This is a genomic window from Azoarcus sp. DD4, from assembly GCF_006496635.1.
Classification (GTDB): Bacteria; Pseudomonadota; Gammaproteobacteria; order Burkholderiales; family Rhodocyclaceae; genus Azoarcus.
Genome location: NZ_CP022958.1, coordinates 5340088 through 5361849, shown reverse-complemented (window position 1 = coordinate 5361849; position 21762 = coordinate 5340088). Strand labels below are relative to the sequence as shown.

Here is a 21762-nt window from a genome sequence, read left to right as displayed (position 1 = left end):
CCCACAGGTTTCCCCATGAACGACGCCCTGGTGATCGCCGGAAAGCAATACCGCTCCCGGCTGCTGGTCGGTACCGGCAAATACAAGGATTTCGCCGAAACGCGAGAGGCCATCGACGCGAGCGGCGCCGAGATCGTCACCGTTGCGATCCGCCGCACCAACATCGGCCAGAACGCCGACGAGCCCAATCTGCTCGATGCCCTGCCGCCGGACCAGTTCACCATCCTGCCCAACACCGCCGGCTGCTACACCGCCGACGACGCGGTGCGCACGCTGCGGCTGGCGCGCGAGCTGCTCGACGGCCACGCGCTGGTGAAGCTGGAGGTGCTGGGCGATCCGAAGTCGCTGTTCCCCAACATGCCGGAAACCCTGAAGGCGGCGGAAACCCTGGTGAAGGACGGCTTCGACGTGATGGTTTACTGCGCCGACGACCCTATCCAGGCCAAGATGCTCGAAGAGATCGGCTGCGTCGCGGTGATGCCGCTCGCCTCGCTGATCGGCTCCGGCATGGGCATCCTCAATCCGTGGAACCTGCGCCTCATCATCGACAACGCCAAGGTGCCGGTGCTGGTCGATGCCGGCGTCGGCACCGCGTCGGATGCCGCGATCGCCATGGAACTCGGCTGCGACGGCGTGCTGATGAACACCGCCATCGCAGCCGCCGGCCGGCCGGTGCTGATGGCGAGCGCGATGAGGAAGGCGGTGGAGGCCGGCCGCGAGGCCTTCCTCGCCGGCCGCATGCCGCGCAAGTTCTACTCGGCCGACCCGAGCTCGCCGACCGCGGGGCTGATCGGTTCATGAGCGATATGGAACACAAGCCGGCCGCAGGCGCGGTCGAGCTGATCGCCCAGGACCGCCCGGAACACCGCTTCTCCAGCCGCAGCATCCGCAGCTTCGTGCTGCGCCAGGGCCGGATGTCGGGCGCGCAGCAACGCTACCTGGAAGACATGCTGCCCAAGATCGGTATCGAATACCGGGCGGCACCGCTCGACCTCGACGCCGCCTTCGGCCGCAGCGCGCCCAAGATCCTCGAGATCGGCTTCGGCATGGGCGAGACCACCGCGAAGATCGCCGTTGCGCATCCCGAGCAGGATTACCTCGGCATCGAGGTGCACGGCCCCGGCGTCGGCGCGATGTGCAAGCTGGTGGCCGAGAACGGCCTCGCCAACGTGCGCATCATGCAGCACGATGCCGTCGAGGTGATGCGCGACATGATCGCCGACGGCGCGCTCGCCGGCGTACACGTGTTCTTCCCCGATCCCTGGCGCAAGGCGCGCCATTACAAGCGCCGCCTGATCCAGCCCGATTTCGTCGCCCTGGTGGCGCAGAAGCTCGCCCCCGGCGGCTATCTGCATTGCGCGACCGATTGGGAGCATTATGCGCACTGGATGCTGGAGATCCTCGCCGCTGAGCCCTCGCTGCAGAACACCGCAGACGGCTTCGCACCGCGGCCGGATTACCGGCCGCTGACCAAATTCGAAAACCGCGGCCTCAAGCTGGGCCACGGCGTGTGGGATCTCGTCTTCCGCCGCCGCTGACGCCGGGCAGCGCCCGGCCCTGAGATCGTCGAGGAGGGCGAACCGTGTTGCGTAGGCTGTTCCGATTCATCGGCCGGGTGCTGGGCGGCATCTGGCGTGGCGTGGACCTGCTGCGTCGCACGACGCTCAACCTGGTGCTGCTGGCACTGATCGTCGCCGGCCTGTTCGCCTTCTTCCGCGCGCTGCCGGACGTGCCGCAGGGCGCGGCGCTGGTACTCAAACCGAGCGGCGTGCTGGTCGAACAGGTGGTGGTGGACGAACCGCTGGCGCTGCTGCGCGGCGAAGCCGCCGGCGGCCAGGTGGCGCTCAACGACCTGCTCGAAGCCCTGCGCGCCGCCGCCAACGACGAACGCATCGGCGCGCTGGTGATCGAGACCGACGACCTGCGCGCCGGCGGCCTCTCCAAGCTGACCGAGCTGCGTGAGGCCATCCTCGCCTTCAAGGCCACCGGCAAGCCAGTGCTCGCCCGCGGCGAACGCTATACCCAGGCGCAGTACTACCTGGCCGCGCTGGCTGACGAGGTGCACCTGTCGCCGGACGGTTTCCTGCTGCTGCAGGGCCTGTCGCGCTATGTCACCTACTTCAAGGGCGCACTCGATGCATTGGGCGTGAAGCTGCACGTCTTCCGCGTCGGCGAGTACAAGTCCTTCTCCGAACCCTTCACCCGCAGCGACATGTCGGCGGAGGATCGCGAATCCACCCAGGCGCTGGTCGACGAATTGTGGCAGGTGTTCCGCGGCGACGTTGCCGGCGCCCGCAAGCTGACGCCGGAGGCGCTCGACGCCTATGTGCTGCGCTACCGCGACGCCCTGGCCGCGGCCGGTGGCGATGCCGCGCAGGCCGCGCGTGCCGCCGGTCTGGTCGACCGGCTGTCGACCCGTGACGAATGGCGCGCCCGCCTGATCGAGCGGGTCGGCGCCGACAATTCCGGCAAGGATTTCCGTCAGGTCGACGCCGCCGCCTACCTGTTCGCGCTGCGCGCGACCAAGCCGCAGCATGCCGACCGCGTCGCGGTGGTGGTGGCGCAGGGCGCGATCGCCGACGGCGAGCAACCGGCCGGCGTGGTCGGCGGCGACACCCTGGCACGGCAGATACGCGAAGCGCGCGAGGACGCCGCGGTGAAGGCGGTGGTGCTGCGCATCGACAGTCCGGGCGGCAGCGCGTGGGCGTCCGAACTGATCCGCCGCGAGCTGGAGCTCACCCGTCGCGCCGGCAAACCGGTGATCGCTTCGATGAGTTCGGTCGCGGCGTCCGGCGGCTACTGGATTGCCGCCGGGGCGGACGAGATCTGGGCGGCGCCGAGCACGCTCACCGGCTCGATCGGCATCTTCGCCCTGATTCCTGAACTGTCGCAGCCGCTCAAGCGGCTCGGTGTCACCGTGGATGGCGTCACCACCGGACCGCTGGCCGGCCTGCCCGATCCGCGGCGGCCGCTCGATCCTGCCGTGGCGGATGCCCTGCAGCTCGGCATCGAACACGGTTATCGGCGCTTCCTCGATGTCGTGGCGCAGGCGCGCGGCATGCAGGCCACCGAGGTGGACGAGGTGGCGCGCGGCCGGGTCTGGACCGGCGAGGCCGCCGCCCGCCTCCGCCTGGTGGACCGGCTGGGGGGCGTCGAGGCCGCGGTGGCGGCGGCGGCGCAGCGCGCCGGCCTGGAACACTACACCGTGGTGTGGCCGGCGGCCGAGGTGTCGGCCGGCCGGCTCCTGCTGCATCGTCTGCTGGCCTTCGCCGGCATCGACGCCGTGCCGTCGGGTGTCCCGGCTTCGCCGCTCGGCCGCCTGCTGGCCGGGCTGGAGGCAGAGGCGGCCGCGTTGCTGCAGTGGAACGACCCGCAGCATTTCTACGTACACTGCCTGTGCGCCGCACCGGAGTAGACGGCTCCCAATCTGCTGTCTGTCATGCAAGAATCCCCGCACAATAACAGCGGGGAGACGAAGCATGGCCGTGGTATTCGCCAAGACAGCGAAGGGACATGAAGAGATTGCCGGCAAGGCCGGCGGCCTGACGCCGCGACAGCGGCGGGTACTGATCTTCGTCGATGGCCGGCGCACGGTGGACGAGTTGCGCGGCATGCTGCAGTCGGACGATCTCCAGCACACGCTGGGCATGCTGGAAGAGGAAGGCTATATCGAGGTGGCGGTCGTGAGCGACGACAGCGGGGCGTTCGCCGCCCCGGCCGGCGCGCTACCTTCCATCACCGCCTTCGCCGGGCTGCCGGCGGACGGCGATACCCTGAGGCTGCAGCAGGCCCGCAATTTCATGAGCAACACCATCAACGCCTTCGTCGGCGGCCTGGGGGCGAGCTCGTTGCTGGAACGCATCGAGCGCGCCGCGGACCACGCCGCGCTGCGCAGCCTGTTCGACGAGTGGTACCACGCCCTGGTCGGCTCGCGCGAAGGGCGGCGCGAGGCCGAGGCGTTGCGCACCAAGCTGCTGCAGGTGATCTGAGCCCTCGGGCAGGCGCGGCGGTGTGGGGTGCGTTTCAGTCGCGCAGGAAGGTCTGCAGCAGGTCGTTGAGGAAGCGGCGGCCGTGTTCGGTGGGCCGTATGGTTTCGGCGTCGATGGCCAGCAGGCCGCGTTCGAGCGCGTCGCGCAGCTCGGCCTCGATGGCCGTCAGCGGCAGGCCGGTGCGGGCGGCGAACAAGGTGCGCGGAAAGCCCCCGGTGAGCCGCAGCGCGTTCATCATGAACTCGAAGGGCAGTTCGGTTACCGTCACCTCGCGTCTTTCCTGCACGAAATCGCCGCGGGCCGCGCCTTCGAGGTAGCGCTGCGGATGCTTGTGGCGCATCTCGCGGACGATGCCTTCATGGCTGGAGAGCTTGCCGTGGGCGCCGGGGCCGATGCCGAGGTAGTCGCCGAAGGTCCAGTAGTTGAGGTTGTGGCGGCTTTCCTGGCCGGGACGGGCGAAGGCCGAGGTCTCGTAGTGGCGGAAACCGGCGTCGGCCAGTCGCGCCTCTATCGCGTCCTGCATGTCGGCGGCGAGGTCGTCGTCGGGCAGCGGCGGCGGGCTGTGGGCGAAGGGCGTGTTCGGTTCCAGCGTCAGATGGTAGCAGGACAGGTGGCTGACGCCGAAAGCCACTGCGGTGTCGACATCGGCGAGCGCGGCGTCCAGCGTCTGCTGGGGCAGCGCGTACATCAGGTCGAGGTTGACCCGCTCGAAATGGGTGAGCGCACCTTCGATCGCGCGCCGGGCCTCGTCGCCGCCGTGGATGCGGCCGAGGCGGCCGAGCATGGCGTCGTCGAAGCTCTGGATGCCGAGCGACAGCCGGTTGACGCCGGTGGCGCGAAAGTCGCGGAAGCGGCCGGCTTCCACCGTGCCGGGATTGGCTTCCAGCGTGATTTCGGCCATCGGGTCGAGCGGCAGGCGCATGCGGATCGCGGTGAGCAGGCGGTCGAGCGCCGCGGCCGACATCAGGCTGGGGGTGCCGCCGCCGATGAAGATGCTGTGCACCCGGCGGCCCCACACCTGCGGCAGCGCGGCTTCGAGGTCGGCCACCACCGCATCCACCCAGGCGTCTTCGGGAATGCCGGCGTCGCTGCCGCGTGGCGCATGCGAGTTGAAGTCGCAGTAGGGGCACTTCTTCACGCACCACGGGAAATGCACGTAGAGCGCGAGCGGCGGCGGCGCGCCGAGCTGCGGGCGTTCTGGAAGGGAGAACGCCGAGGCGGCCGCGCTTGGGGCCGGCGCCGGCGTCAGCGGGATGATGCGGCGTTCGCTCACAGCGGATGGGTCTTGAGGCGGTCGAGCAGGTGGCGCATCGCGGCACCGCGGTGGCTGAGGGTGTTCTTGAGCGCGGCGTCGAGTTCGGCGGCGGTCTGGCCGAGTTCGGGCAGCCAGAACAGCGGGTCGTAGCCGAAGCCGCCTTCGCCGCGTGCGGCCTCGAGGATGGTGCCGTGCCATTCGCCGTCGGCGATCAGCGGGCGCGGGTCGTCGGCATGGCGCACCAGCACCACCGCCGAATAGAAGTAGGCGCTGCGGTCGGCGGCGCCGGCCAGCCTTTCCAGCAGCAGGGCGTTGTTGCGGGCGTCGGACTTGGGTTCGCCGGCGTAACGGGCGGAGATCACGCCGGGCGCGCCGCCGAGCGCGGCCACGCACAGGCCGGAGTCGTCGGCCACCGCCGGCAGGCCGGTGGCGGCCGCGGCGTGGCGGGCCTTGGCGAGGGCGTTCTCGACGAAGGTGGCGTGCGGTTCTTCGGCTTCGGCGACGCCGAGCGCCGACTGAGGCACGACCTCGATGCCGAGCGGTGCGAGCAGGGCCTGCATCTCGGCGGCCTTCTTGGCGTTGTTGCTGGCGAGGACGAGTCGTTTGCTCATGGTCAGGCTCCTGCGATGGCGGCCTTCTGCATGCCGATCAGCTGGCCGATGCCGGCATCGGCGAGATCGAGCAGGGCGTTGAGCTCGGCGCGCGAGAAGGGCGTGCCTTCCGCCGTGCCCTGGACCTCGATCATGCCGCCGCTGCCGGTCATGACGACGTTCATGTCGGTGTCGCAGCCGGAGTCTTCAGCATAGTCGAGGTCCAGCACCGGTACGCCATCGACGATGCCCACCGAGATCGCGGCAACGAAGTCGGTCATCGGGTTGGCGGCGAGCTTGCCGGCGGCCACCAGGCCTTCGAGTGCGTCGTGCAGGGCGACGCAGGCACCGGTGATGGACGCGGTGCGGGTGCCGCCGTCGGCCTGCAGTACGTCGCAGTCGATCACCACCTGGCGTTCGCCGAGCGCCGCGAGATCGACCACCGCGCGCAGGCTGCGGCCGATCAGGCGCTGGATCTCCTGGGTGCGGCCGGTCTGCTTGCCCTTGGCTGCCTCGCGTGCGCTGCGGGTATGGGTGGCGCGCGGCAGCATGCCGTACTCGGCGGTCACCCAGCCGCGTCCCTTGCCCTTGAGGAAGCCGGGCACGGCCTCTTCGACGCTGGCGGTGCACAGCACGCGGGTGTCGCCGAATTCCACGAGCACCGATCCTTCGGCGTGGCGGGTGAAGCGGCGGGTGAGGGTGACGGGGCGGAGTTCGTCGGCTTGGCGCTGGCTGGGTCGCATGTGCTGGTAAGGCTCAGGGTTTGGAGAATTTGTGGATTGCCGCATTGATCTCGGCGATCGCGTTTTCGATGTCGTCGTCCGACAGTTCGACGCCGGCGGCCGGCGTGCGGCTGGGCTGGAAGGCGTCGAGCTGGGTGGTGAAGTTGTTGAGCGCCATGGTCTGGGTGGACACGGCGTCCGGCAGGGCCTGCGCCTGGTCGTCGTGCCAGCACATCGCCACCGCCGACAGATTGTCGCAGCTGCTGCCGGCGCTTGTCTCGGCGCGGGTGAGCAGGCGCGGAATGGCGGTCATCAGGTTGGTGTCGGCCAGCCCGAGCACCAGAGCGTCGTTGTTGAGCGGGCCCCACAGGCCGTCGGTGCACAGCAGGAAGACGTCGCCGTCGTGCAGCGGGGTGCGGCGAGAGAACTCGATCTGCGGCGCATGGTTGCCGCCCAGGCAGGAATAGATGCGGTTGCGGCCGGGATGGCGGGCGGCACCTTCGGCGTCGAGCAGGCCCTGCTCCAGCATCAGTTGCACGCGCGAGTGGTCGCGCGTCTGGGCGACGATCTTGCCCTGGCGCATGAGATAGAGCCGCGAGTCGCCGGCATGCGCCCAGTAGGCGAAGCCTTCCTGGACGATGCAGGCCACCACCGTGGTACGCGGCGCCTCCGGCAGGTTCTTGTCGAGCGCGTAGTCGAGGATGGCGTGATGGGCATTGACCAGCGCGCGCGACAGGAACAGGCCGGGATCCTGCAGCAGCGGCTGGGCTTCGCGCTGAAAGGCCTGGGTGATGAACTGCACCGCGATATGGGCGGCGACCTCGCCGTGCAGATGACCGCCCATGCCGTCGGCGATCAGCATCAGCAGTGAATCGCGCGAATAGCAGTAGGCGATGCGGTCCTGGTTGGTCTTGCGCCGGCCGATCCGGCTTTCCTGGTAGATGGTGAATCGCATTTGAGCTCCCGTCAGCCGCGGCCGATGAAGGATTTGAGCCGTGCGCCCAGGTCGGTGAACCACGAGGCCGGCATCGGTTCGCCCGCCTCTTTCTGCATCAGTGCCTTTTGCAGGGTGTAGACGCTCTGCGGCCGTTCGAGCGGGTCGAGCTTCAGGCTCCACTCGATCAGTTCGAGCAGCTGGGCAGAATAGCGCCCGGCATGTGATCTGGATATCTGCTGGAGCGTGTCCTGCTTGACCCGCTCGTCCGAGCGCGGCGGCGCACAGCCGACGATGCAGGCATAGATGCTGGCGCCCACGCTGTAGATGTCGCTCCACGGGCCCAGCGCCTCGCGGTGGCCGAGCTGCTCCGGCGAGGCGAAGCCCGGCGTGTACATCGGCTTGAGCATGGGCTGCTCGAGCGCCAGGGTCTGGCGGGCGGCGCCGAAGTCGAGCAGCACCGGCGTGCCGTCGGTGCGCAGGTAGATGTTGGACGGCTTGATGTCCAGGTGCAGCAGCTTGTGCGCATGGACTTCGCGCAGGCCGTTGAGCATGCGGGTGAACACCGCGCGGATGAAGCGCTCGCCGACATCGCCCCGGTGCTTCTGGATGTAGTCGTGCAGCGTGCGGCCGCGCTCGAACTGCATCACCATGTACACGGTGTTGTTGGCGCGGAAGAAATTGAGCACCCGCACGACGTTGGGATGCATCAGCTTGGCGAGCGAACGGCCTTCCTCGAAGAAGCACTTCATGCCGTAGCGGAAGGCGGGCTGGTTTTCTTCAGGTACGACGGGCTCGATCTGGCCTTCCTTGCGCAGTGCCAGCGAGTTCGGCAGGTATTCCTTGATCGCCACCGCATTGCCGTCGTCTTCGTCATACGCCAGGTAGACGATGGAGAAGCCGCCCAGTGACAGCTGGCGCTCGATACGGTAACGATCGAGCTGGAAGCCGGCGGGGAGGGCGCAGTTTGCTTGAGGCGGCATCTGGTGGAGCGCTAAGATTCGGCTTCCCGCGGCATTTTCTTGTATGGGCCTGCAGTGTAATCGATCACGGCAGCTTCCCGGAGACCCCCATCCATGATCCACAGCATGACCGGTTTCGCGGTTCAGACCCGCGATCTTGGGCCCGTTAGCCTTCATCTCGAGCTGCGCAGCGTCAATTCCCGCTACCTGGATTTGTCCTTCCGCATCGTCGAGGACCTGCGCCAGGCCGAACCGGCGATCCGCGAGCAGATCGCCGCGCGCCTGACCCGCGGCAAGGTCGAATGCCGGCTCAACCTGCATGCCAACGACGCCGCGCCGCGCAGCCTGGCACTCAACAACACCCTGCTCGGCCAGCTCACCGAAGCGCAGGCCGCGGTGCGCCGCCAGTTCCCGGATGCCGCGCCGATGTCGGTGGGCGAGGTGCTGCGCTGGCCCGGCATGCTGGCCGACGACAGCCTCGCCTTCGAGCAGATGCAGCCGGCGATCGCCGAACTGGCCGGGGCCGCGCTCGACGAACTGGTCGCCACCCGTCGCCGCGAGGGCGACAAGCTCGCCGCCATGATCCGTGAGCGCGTGGTGCGCATGCGCGAACTGGTGGCGGTGGCGACGCCCCGCATGCCGGCCATCGTCGCCGAATACCAGGACAAGCTCACCGCCCGCCTGCGCGATGCGGTGGCCTCGCTCGACGAGGACCGCGTGCGCCAGGAAGTGGCGCTGTTCGCCCAGCGGATCGACGTCGCCGAGGAACTGTCGCGGCTCGCCACCCACCTCGACGAGGTCGAGCGCATCCTCAAGGCCGGCGGTGCGGCCGGCAAGCGGCTGGACTTCCTGATGCAGGAACTCAACCGCGAAGCCAACACCCTGGCTTCCAAGTCTGCCGCTACCGACATCACCGGCATCGCGATGGAGCTCAAGGTGCTGATCGAGCAGATGCGCGAGCAGGTGCAGAACATCGAGTGAGGCCCAGCAGCGTTTTTCCCGCGGCGGCGCATCGCGCTGCCCGCCTGCGATGTAGCCGGCATTTGACCGCGGCCGGTGCGCGGTGCTTGACTTCGAGCGCACTCGAACTTCTAGCATCGTTCCCATGGAATCCCATCTGAGTATCGACGAGGTCGCGCGCCGCACCGGCCTGTCCGCCCACACCCTGCGCTACTACGAGCGCATCGGCCTGATCGCGCCGGTGGCCCGGGCGCCGGGCGGGCAGCGGCGCTATGCCGCGGCCGACCTCGAATGGATCGGATTCCTGCTGCGACTGCGCGCCACCCGCATGCCCATCGGGCAGATGCAGGCGTTCGCGCGGCTGCGCAGCGAGGGGAACGCCACCGCGGGTGCGCGCCGTGCGCTGCTCGAAGCGCATCTGGCCGAGGTGCTGGCCGTCATCGAAGCGATGCAGCAGGCCGCCACGGCGCTGCAGGCCAAGATCGGCCATTACCGCGACATCGAGCGTTCCCTGCCGTCGTCCGCCACCGATGAGAGGGAATCCCATGCAACAGGACCGTTACGCAACAGGCCTCGCGCGGCTGCGCGAGATCGACGGTGAAGCCGGCGAGCGCGTCGTCGCCAGCCTTGCCGACATCGCCCCCGACTTTGCCCGCTACCTGATCGAGTTTCCGTTCGGCGACATCTACTCGCGCCCCGGGCTGGACCTGCGCAGCCGCGAGATCGCGGTGGTCGCCGCGCTCACCGCGCTGGGCAATGCCGTGCCGCAGCTCAAGGTGCATATCCGCGGTGCGCTCAACGTCGGCGTCAGCCGCGACGAGATCGTCGAGACCATCATGCAGATGGCGGTGTATGCCGGTTTTCCGGCCGCGCTCAACGGCCTGTTCGCCGCGCGCGAGGTGTTCGGCGAGGATGCCGCGGCGGCGTCGTGAGGCGGCGCCCGCCGTTCAGTGGAAGTCCCGGCTGCGCGCATCCAGCCCACCCACCCAGGGGCTGAGGTCGACCAGGCGCTTGGCGAGCAGATGCACCACCTCGCCTTCGCGCTGCAGCTGGCCGAACACGCCCAGTAGCCGGGCGCCGAGCAGTTCACGGCGCTGGCGCTCGGCGAGCCCGGCATAGACCACCACGTTGGCCGATCCGGTTTCGTCTTCCAGGGTGACGAAGATCACGCCCTGCGCGGTGCCGGGCCGCTGGCGGCCGGTGACGATGCCGGCGACGCGCACCAGCGCGCGGTCGGGCGTGCGCGCCAGCGCGGCGGCCTGAAGGAAGCGTCCGCGGGCGAGGCGGGCGCGCAGCAGCGCCAGCGGATGGCGGCCGAGGCTGAAGCCGGTGGCGGCGTAGTCGGCGAGCAGCTCCTCCGCCTCCTTGGGCGCCGCGAGTGCCACCGCGGCTTCGGGCGGCGGCGCGGCATCGAACAGGTCGCCCTGCAGGCAGACCCCGGCGACCTGCCAGGCGGCCTGGCGGCGATGGCCGGCGAGCGCCTGCAGCGCGCCGGCGGCGGCGAGCAGGTCGAGTTCGCGGCGCTCCAGTGCGGCGCGGCGGGCGAGGTCGTTGGTGTCGGCGAAGGGCGCCGCCGCACGCGCTTCGGTCACGCGCAGCGCGGCGGCTTCGCTGAAGCCGGAGATTTCGCGCAGGCCCAGCCGCACCGCCGGCCGCCGGCCAGCGTCGGGGTCGGCGGGCAGGTCTTCCAGCGCTGCATCCCAGGCGCTGGCGGTGACGTCCACCGGCCGCAGGGCCACGCCGTGGCGGCGGGCGTCCTGCAGCAGCTGGGCGGGTGCGTAGAAGCCCATCGGCTGGCTGTTGAGCAGGCCGCACAGGAAGGCCTCCGGCTCGTGACGCTTGAGCCAGGCCGAGGCGTAGGCGAGCAGCGCGAAGCTGGCGGCGTGGGATTCCGGGAAGCCGTATTCGCCGAAGCCCTCGATCTGGCGGCACAGCGCGTCGGCGAAGTCGCTGTCGTGGCCGCGTGCCTTCATGCCGTCGCGCAGCTTCTGCTTGAAGCGCTCGATGTGGCCTTTCTGCCGCCACGACGCCATCGCCCGCCGCAGCTGGTCGGCTTCGCCCGGGGTGAAGCCGGCGGCGACCTCGGCGAGCTTCATCACCTGCTCCTGGAAGATCGGCACGCCCAGCGTGCGTTCCAGTACCGCGCGCACGTCGGTGGGCAGGCGGGCGAGGGTGCGCGCGGTGGCGGCGGGGTCGGCGCGGTTGGTGAGGTAGGGATGGACCATGTCGCCCTGGATCGGTCCAGGGCGGACGATCGCCACCTGCACCACCAGGTCGTAGAACTGGCGTGGCCGCAGCCGCGGCAGCATGGCCATCTGCGCGCGCGATTCGACCTGGAACACGCCGACCGAATCGGCCGCGCACAGCATGTCGAAGGTGGCGGCGTCCTTGGGCGGGATGTGGGGGAGCGCGAAGGGCGCGCCGCGGCGTCGGCCGACCAGTTCCAGGCTGCGGCGGATCACCGACAGCATGCCGAGCGCGAGCACATCCACCTTGAGCAGGCCGAGCGCTTCGAGATCCTCCTTGTCCCACTGGATCACCGAACGCTCGGGCATTGCCGCGTTCTCGATCGGCACCAGGCGGCCGAGCGGGCCGCGCGAGATGACGAAGCCGCCGACGTGCTGCGACAGATGGCGCGGAAAGCCGACCAGCATTTCGGTGAGGTCCAGCCATTTCGCCACCCGCGGGCTGGCGGGATCGAGGCCGAGTTCGATGAGCCGCGCCGGCAGCTGGTCGCGTTTGTCCCACCACGCCAGCGAACGCGCGAGCGCGTCGATCTGGGCCTGGCCGAAGCCGAGCGCGCGGCCGGCGTCGCGCAGCGCGCCGCGGGTGCGGTAGCGGATCACGGTGGCGGCGAGCGCGGCGCGGTCGCGGCCGTACTTGCCATAGATGTACTGGATGACGGTCTCGCGCCGCTCGTGCTCGAAATCGACGTCGATGTCGGGCGGTTCGTCGCGCTCGCGAGAGACGAAGCGTCCGAACAGCAAGGAGGCGCGCGCCGGATCCACCTCGGTGATGCCGAGCGCGTAGCACACGATGGAGTTGGCCGCCGAGCCGCGGCCCTGGCACAGGATGCCCTCGCGGCGGGCGAAGCAGACGATGTCGTAGACGGTGAGGAAGAAAGGCTCGTAGCCCAGTTCGATGACCAGCGCGAGTTCCTGCTCGACGCTGGCCGCGATCGCCGGCGGCACGCCTTGCGGATAGCGCCGCGCCAGTCCGGCCAGGGTCTCGCTGCGCAGGTAGCTGGCGGGCGTCTCGCCGGTGGGGACGATCTCCTGCGGGTACTCGTAGCGCAGTGTGTCGAGCTGGAAGTCGCACTGCGCGGCGAGGCCGGCGCTGGCTTCGAGCAGTTCCGCCGGGTACAGGCGGGCGAGCCGCAGCGGATGGCGCAGGTGGCGCTCGCCATTGGGATGGAGCGCGGTGCCGGCCTCGAACACCGTGGTGCCGAGGCGGATCGCGGTGAGCGTGTCCTGCAGCGGACGGCGGGCGCGCAGATGCATGTGTACGTCGCCCGTCGCCAGCCGCGGCAGGCCGGCTGCGGCGGCGAGTTCGGCAGTGCGAGCGAGCCAGGCGGCATCGTCGGCGCCGCTGTGCAGCTCCACCGCCAGCCAGGCGCGCTCGCCGAAACGCTGGGCGAACCAGCGCGCGTCGTCGGCGGTGGACGCGGCGTCGGGCAGCCACAGCGCGTAGCAGTCGGGTACCGCGCCGGCGGGCGAGATCGCGTCGAGGTCGGCGCGCACCAGGCGGTAGCTGCCCTTCTCGCTGCGCTGGCGGGCGAGGGTGATCAGCGCCGAGAGATTGCCGTAGCCGGCCCGGCCCTTCGCCAGCAGCACCAGCCTGAGGCCGCAGACGAGGCGTAATTCGGCGCCGAAGACGAGGCGGAACTGCTCGGCGCGTTCGGCGATCAGGCGGTCGTTCGCGCTGGCGCTGGGCGCGTCGGCGGCGGCGCGCAGCTGTTTGCGCAATTCGGCAAGCCCGACGTGCGCACGTACCACGCCCGCCAGCGAACATTCGTCGGTGATCGCCAGGCCCCGGTAACCGAGCGCCCAGGCGCGTTCCACCAGCTCTTCCGGGTGCGAGGCGCCGCGCAGGAAGCTGTAGTTCGACAGGCAGTGGAGCTCGGCGTACGGCGGTATGGTCATGACCGGCATTCAGGCGAAGTGGCCGTGCAGCCACCAGCCGCGGCTGTCGCGGAACACCCACAGCCAGGCGCCGCGGCTGCTGAGTGCGACGAAGTAGTCGCGGCGCTGGTCGCCGCTGCCTTCGCCGCCGTCCCACCAGCCGCTTTCGATGCGTTCGGCGCGGGTCAGCAGGCGCAGCGGGCCGTCGTGCTGGGGGCGGCCGCGCTGTTCGGCGAGTGCGCGCGGTGCGGGCAGCAGCCACAGCGGGCGGGCGCCGCCGGTGACGGGCGCGGCACCGCTGCCCGGCTGCGGCCAGTCGGTGGCGCGGGTAGCGCATTCGGGGCGGTGCTCCGCGATCACCGCCAGCCCGTGCACCGCCTCGCGACCAAGCCGTGCCCGCAGGCGTTCGACCACCGGGGCGATGCCCTCGCCGCCGCGTTCGCCGAACAGCCCGGCGCTGTGGCCGGGAAGGGTCTCGACGGTGGTGGCGGAGAGCTGCAATTCCACCACCGGGGCGGTCAGGCTGAGGCGATCGAGGCGTTCGCGCAGCACCCGCAGCAGGCGTTCCGGGTCGCGCGTGGCGGTGGCGAAGGCGAGCAGCAGGCGGCTGGGCTCGGCGTCCTCGTGGATGAGTTCGAGCTGGCATTCGCGCATCCCCGCGGCGCGCGCCTGCAGCCAGCCGGCGAGTGCCATCACCAGCCGGCGCGCGGCGAACAACAACATCGCTGCATGATCGACGCGGGCGGGCAGCTCCAGGCGCTGGGCGAAATGTTCGGGAAAGGCGAAGGGCGGCCGCAGATCGGGCAGCGCACCGGTCGCGCGGGCAAGCTGCTGCGCCAGCTCGGGGCCGAAGCGGCGTGCCAGGGCGGATGCCGGCAAGGCCAGCAACTGGCCGATGCGCTGCAGGCCGAGGGTGGCAAGACGGCGCTGGTCGGCGGCGGCAAGGTCGAGGACGGCGACCGGCAGCGCGGCGAGCGCTGCGTCGTCGATGCCGCCCATTGCCGTCGACGCCTCCGGTGCCACTCCGGCGCGTGCCAGCCACTGGGCAGCGAGCGGTGTGGGTGCGAGGCCGAGGCGCAGCGAAAAGCCCTGTGCGGCGCCTTCGCCGCGCACCTGCGCGAGCAGGCGGGGCAAGCCGCCGAACAGCCGCAGGCTGCCTTGGATTTCCAGTACCAGTTCGGTGGTCGAGGCGAGGCTCAGCTGCGGACTGAACTGGCCCGCCCAGCAGGCCAGGGTTTCGAGCGCGGCGCGCTGGCGTGTTGGTTCGAGGTCACGCACCGTGAGTCCGGGGGCCAGGCCGAGGGCGCTGGACAGCCGCATGCCGGGCAGGATGCCGGCCGCCTCGGCATGCTCGTCGGCCACCACCACGCGCTGTCTGGCGACCACCGCGACGGGCGGATCGGCGGCGAAGACCTCCACCGCGAGACGGGGAAAATGCAGGGCGAGCCACAGCATGATGCATCCATCCGCTCAGGGCCGTACCAGCTGACGGGCTTCGGGCGCCGAGGGGCGCCGCTCGGCGACCGGGAGCCCGGCGGTGGCCGGGCCGGCCTGATGCGGGCGTTGCCGGTTCCAGGCCAGCGGCCGCGCCACCTGCAACTGCAAGGGCCGGGCCAGCGGCGGGCCGCGGCGCTTGATCAGCTCGACCGCAAGGCTCTCTTCGCCGGTGCTCAGCAGCAGCCGCAATGGCGCTGGCGAGGCATTGCCGACTGCGCTGTGCGGGCGGAACACGAAGGCCAGGCTGCGCCGGCCGTGGGCCGCCAGCTGCAGGCGGCGCAGGCTGCGGGCATCGCTGTCCGGCAGCCAGGCGAGCAGTGCGGCGAGGGCGCCGCTGGCGAGCAGGTGTTCGCAGGCCCAGGCGGCATCGGCGGCTGCGGCTTCCACCACCAGCAGGCGGTCGAGCGGCACGCCGGCGCTTTGCCAGGCGGGTGCGTGGGCCCGCCAGGGCGGCGCCACCAGCGCGATCGGGCCGGCTTCCCGGTCGAGCGCGGTGAGTATGGGCAACAACAGCGACAGTTCGCCGATACCGGCATCCCGGCACAGCAGTTCGGTGAGTTCGCCGCAGGGCCAGCCACCGCCTGGCAGCGCCGCGTCGAGCGCGGCATGGCCGCTCGCCACCACCGACACGGCAGCGCCGGCCAGCCGCCCGCCGCGCCAGAGGTCGGCGCGTTGCAGCAGTTCGGCAAGGGCGGGAGCGCGAGTGGCCATGGAGCGGACGACGCCGGCCACAGAGGCGGGCGTCGTGCGAAGATTGAATTGACTGTAAGTTTATACAGTCAACGCGCCATGCTTCAAGCCGGCCGGAGTCCATCCGGCGCAGGGGCCATTGCGTCGTCGCCGCGACCGCGGTCCCCGGCGACGAGAACGCGCGCCAGGCCGCTGATCCCGGCGTTACAATCGAGACCTTCCCAGTGCCGTGGCGAGGGCTCGATGCCCGCCGGGTGTCGTATGCGCACCCGTGCCGCCGTTTTTGCTGTCGCCGCGGCCGGGTCACGATGTCCATCCCGAATCGACCAAGGACGGCAACAATGCCCGGAACCCTCTTCATCGTCACCGCGCCTTCCGGTGCCGGCAAGACCACGCTGGTGCGCGGCCTGCTCGAACGCGACCGCCAGGTGCAGCTGTCGATCTCCTACACGACCCGTGCGCCGCGTCCGGGCGAGCAGGACGGGCGGGAATACCATTTCGTCGACGTACCCACCTTTCGCGCGCTGCGCGACCGCGGCGAGTTCCTCGAATGGGCCGAGGTGCACGGAAACTATTACGCCACCTCCAAGGTCTGGCTGAAGGAGCAGCTCGCCGCCGGCCGCGACACCCTGCTCGAAATCGACTGGCAAGGGGCGCAGCAGGTGCGCAAGGCCTTCCCGGACGCGGTCGGCGTATTCATCCTGCCGCCCTCGGCAGAAGAGCTGGAAAACCGCCTGCGCGGCCGCGGTACCGACAGCGACGAGGTCATCAGCCGCCGTCTGCTGGGCGCGCGGGGCGAGATGCGACACGTCGGTGAATTCGATTATGTTATCGTTAACAACGAGTTGCATGAAGCGCTCGACGATCTGGTTGCAGTCGTGCGCGCCGCCCGGCTACGCTACGCCAACCAGCATCTGCGCCATCCGCAGTATTTTGCGTTTCTCGAACAGGACTGAACCATGGCCCGCATCACCGTTGAAGACTGCCTGAAAAGGATTCCGAACCGCTTCCAGCTCACGCTGGCCGCCACCTACCGTGCGCGTCAGCTGACCGCCGGCGGCACGCCGCAGATCGAACTCGACCCGCACGACAAGGACAAGCCCACGGTCATCGCCCTGCGCGAAGTGGCTGCCGGCAAGGTCGGGCTCGAGATGCTCAACCGCGGTCAGGCCTGACCCCGGCCCCCGGGGGGACTCGTGCGATGGAAAGCACCGCCGTATCTGCCCCCCTGCAGCCTCCGTCGCCGCACGCCGCCGATGTCTCTCCCGACTTTGCGGCGCTGCGCGACAAGCTCGCCAGTTACCTGAAGGCCGACGATCTCGGCCGCATCGACGCCGCCTACCATTTCGCTGCGGCAGCCCACGAGGGTCAGTTCCGCATCAGCGGCGAACCCTACATCTCGCATCCGGTCGCGGTCGCTTCCATCGTCGCCGACTGGAATCTCGACGTCCAGGCGCTCACCGCCGCGCTCCTCCACGATGTGATGGAGGACACCCACATCTCCAAGGCGGAGATCGCCGAGCGTTTCGGCAAGACCTCGGCCGAGCTGGTTGACGGCCTGTCCAAGCTCGACAGGATAGAGTTCCGCTCGCAGGAAGAGGCCCAGGCCGAGAACTTCCGCAAGATGCTGCTGGCGATGGCCAGCGACCTGCGCGTCATCCTGGTCAAGCTCGCCGACCGGCTGCACAACATGCGCACGCTGGACTACATGCGCCCGGCCAAGCGCCGCCGCATCGCGGTCGAGACGCTGGAGATCTACGCGCCCATCGCCAACCGGCTGGGGCTCAACAACCTCTACCGCGAGCTGCAGGAACTGTCCTTCCAGCATCGCTATCCCCTGCGTTACCGGGTGCTGTCCAAGGCCATCAAGGCGGCGCGCGGCAACCGCCGCGAAGTGGTGGGCAAGGTGCTCGCGGGCATCGAGGAGCGGCTGCCGCAGTGGGGGATTTCGGCCGAGGTGCAGGGCCGCGAGAAACACCTCTACGGCATCTACCGCAAGATGGTGGAAAAGCACCTGTCCTTCTCGCAGGTGCTCGACATCTATGGCTTCCGCGTCATCGTCCGCGATGTGCCGGCCTGTTACCTCGCGCTCGGCGCGCTGCACTCGATGTACAAGCCGGTGCCGGGCAAGTTCAAGGACTACCTGGCCATCCCCAAGGCCAATGGCTACCAGTCGCTGCACACCACGCTGATCGGTCCCTTCGGCACCCCGGTGGAAGTGCAGATCCGCACCCGCGAGATGCACCACATCGCCGAAACCGGCGTGGCTTCGCACTGGCTGTACAAGGAAGACGAGAAGACGCTCACCGAGCTGCAGCAGAAGACGCACTCCTGGCTGCAGTCGCTGCTCGAACTCCAATCCACCTCGGGCGAGGCCACCGAGTTCCTCGAACACGTCAAGATCGACCTCTTCCCGGGCGAGGTCTATGTGTTCTCGCCCAAGGGCAAGATCTTCTCCATGCCCAAGGGCTCGACGCCGGTCGATTTCGCCTACGCGGTGCATACCGACATCGGCAACCGCTGCGTCGCCTGCCGGATCAATGGCGACCTGATGCCGCTGCGCTCCGAGCTGCGCAACGGCGACCAGGTCGAGATCATCACTGCCGCCCACGCCAACCCCAATCCGGCCTGGCTGTCCTATGTGCGCACCGGCAAGGCGCGCGCGCAGATCCGCCACTTCCTCAAGAGCGCGCAGCAGGAAGAGTCGGTCGCGCTCGGCGAGCGCCTGCTCAACCAGGCGCTGCGTCCGCACGGGCTCACGCTGGGGCAGATCTCCACCTTCGCCTGGGACCGCTTCCTGCGCGACCGCGGCGTGCGCAGCAAGAAGGAGATCTTCTCCGACATCGGTCTGGGCAAGCGCCTGCCGGTGATCGTCGCGCGCCGGCTGTCGCAGGCGCAGGACCAGGAATCCGGCCGACCGGACGTGATCAAGCCCAAGCCCGCCGGCGCCATCATGATCCGCGGCAGCGAGGGCATCGCGGTGCAGCTGGCACGCTGCTGCCACCCGATTCCGGGCGATCCCATCATCGGCACCATCCGCAAGGGCCAGGGGCTGGAGGTGCACCTGCACGATTGTCCGGTGGTGGCCAAGCTGCGTGGCGACCGCGGCCGCTGGGTGGATGTCGAATGGGAGCCGGGCGACGACCGCATGTTCGACGTCACCATCCGGGTGCTTACCAAGAACGCCCGCGGCGTGCTCGCCAAGGTGGCGAGCGTGATCTCCGAGGAAGAGTGCAACATCCAGAACGTCAGCATGGACAACGAGCAGGGCGCGTACATCGCGCTCAGCTTCACGTTGCAGGTGCGCGACCGCATGCACCTCGCACGCGTCATGCGCGGCGTGCGCCGGGTGCAGGAAGTGGTGCGCATCGGCCGCGTCAAGGGCGACGGCCGCGTCGGCTGACGCCTATCTTGTCGCGTAATGCCAATGTAATTTCATGCAATGACGTCATATGCAGCGCCGCGCGCATCGACGCGTCCGCGGGCTGGTAGAATCCACACGTTTTCGAGGGAGAATCCAAGCATGGCCATGTACGAATCCGAACACACCAAGTTCATGCGCGAGTGGATGGAGAAGCATCCGCAGGAAGCCGTGGAACAGAAGAAGGGTCGCGCCCTGTGGTGGGACAAGCCGCAGACGCTGGAAGACCAGCAACAGAAGCAGGCTTCGCGCGTGCCGGTCAAGCCTTACTACTACGACATCAACACCCACTGAGCCGGCTGGGCGGCATCGCGCCGCGCAGTTGCCGCCACCACCGGCGCCGGGCACGCTCAAGGCCCGGCGCCGGTTTTCAATGCAGCACCGGATGTCCGCCGGCTTTCGCTGCCCCTCCTGGCCAACATCAAGATGACCGAACCTGCTTCCAGCGCCAGTCCGCTGCAGACCGACCCGCAGTTGCGCCGCTACTTTTCCAGCGAGGACGAGCGTCGCAGCACCACCCGTGCGCTGTTCGACCGCGCCGCCTCCGGCTATGACCGCGCCGAGCAGATCACCGCCTTTGGCACCGGTCCGTGGTACCGGCGCTATGCCCTGCAGCGCAGCGGACTGGCCACCGGCATGACGGTGCTGGACGTCGCCGCCGGCACAGGGCTGGTGGCGCGCGAGGCGCACCGCATCGTCGGCGCGCGCGGCCGGCTGGTCGCGCTGGATCCGTCGCCCGGCATGCTGGAGGAACTACGCAAGAAGCTGGACGTGGAAACGATAGAGGCCTATGCAGAGTCCATTCCGCTGCCGGCCGCGCATGTCGACTTCGTGTCGATGGGCTATGCGCTGCGTCACGTCGCCGACCTCGATCTCGCCTTCGGCGAGTATCTGAGGGTGCTCCGTGCGGGCGGCACTGCCTGCATCATGGAAATCACCCGGCCGCGCAGCGCCCTCGGCCGGATGGCGATGCGCTGCTACATCCGCGCGGTGGTGCCGGTGCTGGCCCGCCTGGCGCGCTGCACGCCCGACATTTCCATGCTATGGGAATATTACTGGGACACCATCCAGGCCTCGGTCGAGCCGGAGCGCGTGATGGACGCGATGCGCCGCGCCGGTTTCGAGGACGTGCGCTGCATGGTGACGCTGGGCGTGTTCCGCGAGTACGTCGGGCGCAAACCGCAGCCGGCCTGAAGATGTCGCTGCCGGCGCGTTTCGCCCTCATCGATCTCGAGACCACCGGTGCGCATCCGTTGCGCGACCGCATCACCGAGATCGCCATCCTGCGGGTCGAAGGCGGCGAACTGGTGCAGCGTTGGGAGAGCCTGGTCAATCCCGGCGTGCCGATTCCACCTACCATCCAGACCGTGACCGGCATCACCGACGAGATGGTGGCCGCCGCGCCGGATTTCGCTGCGCTGGCCGACACCGTGGCGGCCCTGCTCGACGACTGCGTGTTCGTCGCCCACAACGCCCGCTTCGACTACGGCTTCATGAAGAATGCCTATGCGGCGCTCGGGCGCGAATTCGACGCCCCGGTGCTATGCACGGTGAAGCTGTCGCGCGCACTCTATCCGGATCACCACCGCCACGGCCTCGATGCGCTGATCGAACGCCACGGCCTGGTCTGCAGCGCCCGCCACCGCGCGATGGGCGACACCGAGGTGCTGTGGCAGTTTGCCCGCCTCGTCGCCGATGCCTTTCCGGCGGCCACGCTGACGCGTGCGGTCGAGCGGGCGATGAAGGCGCCGTCGCGCCCGCCCGGTTTGCCGGAGGGGGCGATCGAAGGCCTGCCGGACGCGCCCGGTGTCTATCTGTATTTCGCCGAGGGTGAAGCGCCGGCCGGCGGCAGCGAACGGCCGCTCTACGTCGCCCGTGCCGCCAGCCTGCGCGCCCGGGTGATGGAGCAGTTCGCCGCGGCGGCGCGCGGCGGCAAGGAGGCGGATCTCGTGCGCCAGGTGAAGCGGGTCGAATGGCTGGAAACCGCTGGCGAGCTCGGCGCGCAACTGCTCGAAGCCGAGCTGCTGCGGACGCGGCGGCCGAGCCACAACCGCATCCAGCATGCAGGCGAGGCCGCCTTCGCGCTGCGTTACATCCCCAACCGCAAGCGGCCGCCCATCCTCGAGCGGGTGATCGTGCAGGGCACCGATCCACAGGACTGGGATGCCCTGTACGGCATTTTCCGCAGCCGCAAGGAGCAGGAAAACCTGCTGCGCGAATTCGCCCTGCTGTACCAGCTGTGTCCGCGTCGCCTGGGCCTGGAATCGGGCACCCAGGGGGCCTGTTCCGCCCATCGCGCCAAGCGTTGCGCCGGCGTGTGCGATGGCCGCGAGACCCCTGCCCAGCACGATGCGCGCCTGCTTGGCGCGCTGGCGGCGGCCCGCCTCAAACCCTGGCCGTGGCCCGGCCCGGCGGTGGCCGTCGAGCGCCACGGTGCGAGCGGACTGACCGCCCACCACCTGTTCGATCGCTGGTGCTATCTCGGCAGCACCGACGACGAGGCGGCGCTGGCGGAGATTGCTGCCGCGCCGCGCAGTTTCGATCTCGATACCTACCGCATGTTCGCGCGCTGGCTGACGACGCCGGCGCATGCCGCCGCGGTGCGCCCGCTGGCGGCTTGA

General features: G+C 69.5%; 21 protein-coding genes. 13 read left to right on the top strand and 8 right to left on the bottom strand.

What is annotated here, in order from left to right:
- The first annotated feature begins 15 nt into the window (after positions 1-15).
- From CJ010_RS24890 to CJ010_RS24875, 4 genes are all read left to right on the top strand, one after another.
- Complete coding sequence (locus tag CJ010_RS24890; protein ID WP_141020481.1) at positions 16-801, top strand: thiazole synthase; 786 nt, start codon at positions 16-18, stop codon at positions 799-801.
- Entirely contained in the window at positions 798-1538 is a 741-nt protein-coding gene (gene trmB / locus CJ010_RS24885; protein ID WP_141020480.1) for a tRNA (guanosine(46)-N7)-methyltransferase TrmB, read from the top strand. Before CJ010_RS24890 ends, trmB begins: the two co-directional genes overlap by 4 nt.
- Before the next feature lie 44 nt (positions 1539-1582).
- Complete coding sequence (sppA, locus tag CJ010_RS24880; protein WP_141020479.1) at positions 1583-3415, top strand: signal peptide peptidase SppA; 1833 nt, start codon at positions 1583-1585, stop codon at positions 3413-3415.
- 64 nt (positions 3416-3479) lie between these two features.
- Complete coding sequence (locus CJ010_RS24875) at positions 3480-3989, top strand: hypothetical protein (RefSeq protein WP_141020478.1); 510 nt, start codon at positions 3480-3482, stop codon at positions 3987-3989.
- A 34-nt stretch (positions 3990-4023) separates the two neighbouring features.
- On the opposite strand, the gene hemW is transcribed toward CJ010_RS24875, so the two are convergent.
- From hemW to CJ010_RS24850, 5 genes are read right to left on the bottom strand one after another with little or no spacing between them, the layout of a single operon-like run.
- On the bottom strand, positions 4024-5262 hold the full coding sequence (gene hemW, locus CJ010_RS24870; protein WP_141020477.1) for a radical SAM family heme chaperone HemW: 1239 nt from the start codon (positions 5260-5262) through the stop codon (positions 4024-4026).
- Positions 5259-5855: an RdgB/HAM1 family non-canonical purine NTP pyrophosphatase gene (rdgB, locus tag CJ010_RS24865; RefSeq protein WP_141020476.1), complete on the bottom strand. Its 597-nt coding sequence runs from the start codon at positions 5853-5855 to the stop codon at positions 5259-5261. The genes hemW and rdgB overlap by 4 nt, the downstream gene beginning before the upstream one ends.
- Positions 5856-5857: 2 nt before the next feature.
- Entirely contained in the window at positions 5858-6577 is a 720-nt protein-coding gene (rph, locus tag CJ010_RS24860; protein ID WP_141020475.1) for a ribonuclease PH, read from the bottom strand.
- A 13-nt stretch (positions 6578-6590) separates the two neighbouring features.
- A complete protein-coding gene (locus CJ010_RS24855; protein WP_141020474.1) occupies positions 6591-7511 on the bottom strand; it encodes a PP2C family serine/threonine-protein phosphatase in 921 nt (306 codons plus the stop codon).
- Positions 7512-7522: 11 nt separating this feature from the next.
- Positions 7523-8473 carry a serine/threonine-protein kinase gene (locus tag CJ010_RS24850; protein WP_141020473.1) on the bottom strand — a complete coding sequence of 317 codons (951 nt, stop codon included), beginning with the start codon at positions 8471-8473 and terminating at the stop codon, positions 7523-7525.
- Between the two features lie 93 nt (positions 8474-8566).
- On the opposite strand from CJ010_RS24850, the gene CJ010_RS24845 reads away from it, so the two are divergent.
- From CJ010_RS24845 to CJ010_RS24835, 3 genes are all read left to right on the top strand, one after another.
- A complete protein-coding gene (locus CJ010_RS24845) occupies positions 8567-9433 on the top strand; it encodes a YicC/YloC family endoribonuclease (RefSeq protein WP_141020472.1) in 867 nt (288 codons plus the stop codon).
- Positions 9434-9557: 124 nt separating this feature from the next.
- Positions 9558-10013 (top strand): MerR family transcriptional regulator, encoded by a 456-nt coding sequence (locus tag CJ010_RS24840; RefSeq protein WP_141020471.1) that lies wholly within the window; start codon positions 9558-9560, stop codon positions 10011-10013.
- A complete protein-coding gene (locus CJ010_RS24835; protein ID WP_141020470.1) occupies positions 9958-10344 on the top strand; it encodes a carboxymuconolactone decarboxylase family protein in 387 nt (128 codons plus the stop codon). Before CJ010_RS24840 ends, CJ010_RS24835 begins: the two co-directional genes overlap by 56 nt.
- 15 nt (positions 10345-10359) lie before the next feature.
- Here CJ010_RS24835 and CJ010_RS24830 read toward each other — a convergent pair whose 3' ends face one another.
- From CJ010_RS24830 to imuA, 3 genes are read right to left on the bottom strand one after another with little or no spacing between them, the layout of a single operon-like run.
- Positions 10360-13554, bottom strand: coding sequence for an error-prone DNA polymerase (locus CJ010_RS24830; RefSeq protein WP_141020469.1), 3195 nt, complete (start codon positions 13552-13554; stop codon positions 10360-10362).
- A 9-nt stretch (positions 13555-13563) separates the two neighbouring features.
- The gene (locus tag CJ010_RS24825) at positions 13564-14988 is read right to left on the bottom strand and encodes a DNA polymerase Y family protein (RefSeq protein WP_141020468.1); all 1425 of its coding nucleotides are present in this window, start codon (positions 14986-14988) and stop codon (positions 13564-13566) included.
- A gap of 15 nt (positions 14989-15003) precedes the next feature.
- The gene (imuA, locus tag CJ010_RS24820) at positions 15004-15741 is read right to left on the bottom strand and encodes a translesion DNA synthesis-associated protein ImuA (protein ID WP_141020467.1); all 738 of its coding nucleotides are present in this window, start codon (positions 15739-15741) and stop codon (positions 15004-15006) included.
- A gap of 320 nt (positions 15742-16061) precedes the next feature.
- Here imuA and gmk point away from each other — a divergent pair, with 320 nt between their 5' ends.
- The 6 genes from gmk (at position 16062) to CJ010_RS24790 (ending at position 21762) form a co-directional block, all read left to right on the top strand.
- Positions 16062-16676 (top strand): guanylate kinase, encoded by a 615-nt coding sequence (gene gmk / locus CJ010_RS24815; RefSeq protein WP_141020466.1) that lies wholly within the window; start codon positions 16062-16064, stop codon positions 16674-16676.
- Positions 16677-16679: 3 nt separating this feature from the next.
- Positions 16680-16895: a DNA-directed RNA polymerase subunit omega gene (rpoZ, locus tag CJ010_RS24810; protein WP_011767674.1), complete on the top strand. Its 216-nt coding sequence runs from the start codon at positions 16680-16682 to the stop codon at positions 16893-16895.
- A 26-nt stretch (positions 16896-16921) separates the two neighbouring features.
- Positions 16922-19123 carry a bifunctional (p)ppGpp synthetase/guanosine-3',5'-bis(diphosphate) 3'-pyrophosphohydrolase gene (locus CJ010_RS24805; protein ID WP_141020465.1) on the top strand — a complete coding sequence of 734 codons (2202 nt, stop codon included), beginning with the start codon at positions 16922-16924 and terminating at the stop codon, positions 19121-19123.
- A gap of 120 nt (positions 19124-19243) precedes the next feature.
- The gene (locus CJ010_RS24800) at positions 19244-19435 is read left to right on the top strand and encodes a DUF3460 family protein (RefSeq protein ID WP_141020464.1); all 192 of its coding nucleotides are present in this window, start codon (positions 19244-19246) and stop codon (positions 19433-19435) included.
- A gap of 132 nt (positions 19436-19567) precedes the next feature.
- On the top strand, positions 19568-20335 hold the full coding sequence (locus CJ010_RS24795) for a class I SAM-dependent methyltransferase (protein ID WP_141020463.1): 768 nt from the start codon (positions 19568-19570) through the stop codon (positions 20333-20335).
- Between the two features lie 2 nt (positions 20336-20337).
- Positions 20338-21762 (top strand): exonuclease domain-containing protein, encoded by a 1425-nt coding sequence (locus tag CJ010_RS24790; RefSeq protein WP_141020462.1) that lies wholly within the window; start codon positions 20338-20340, stop codon positions 21760-21762.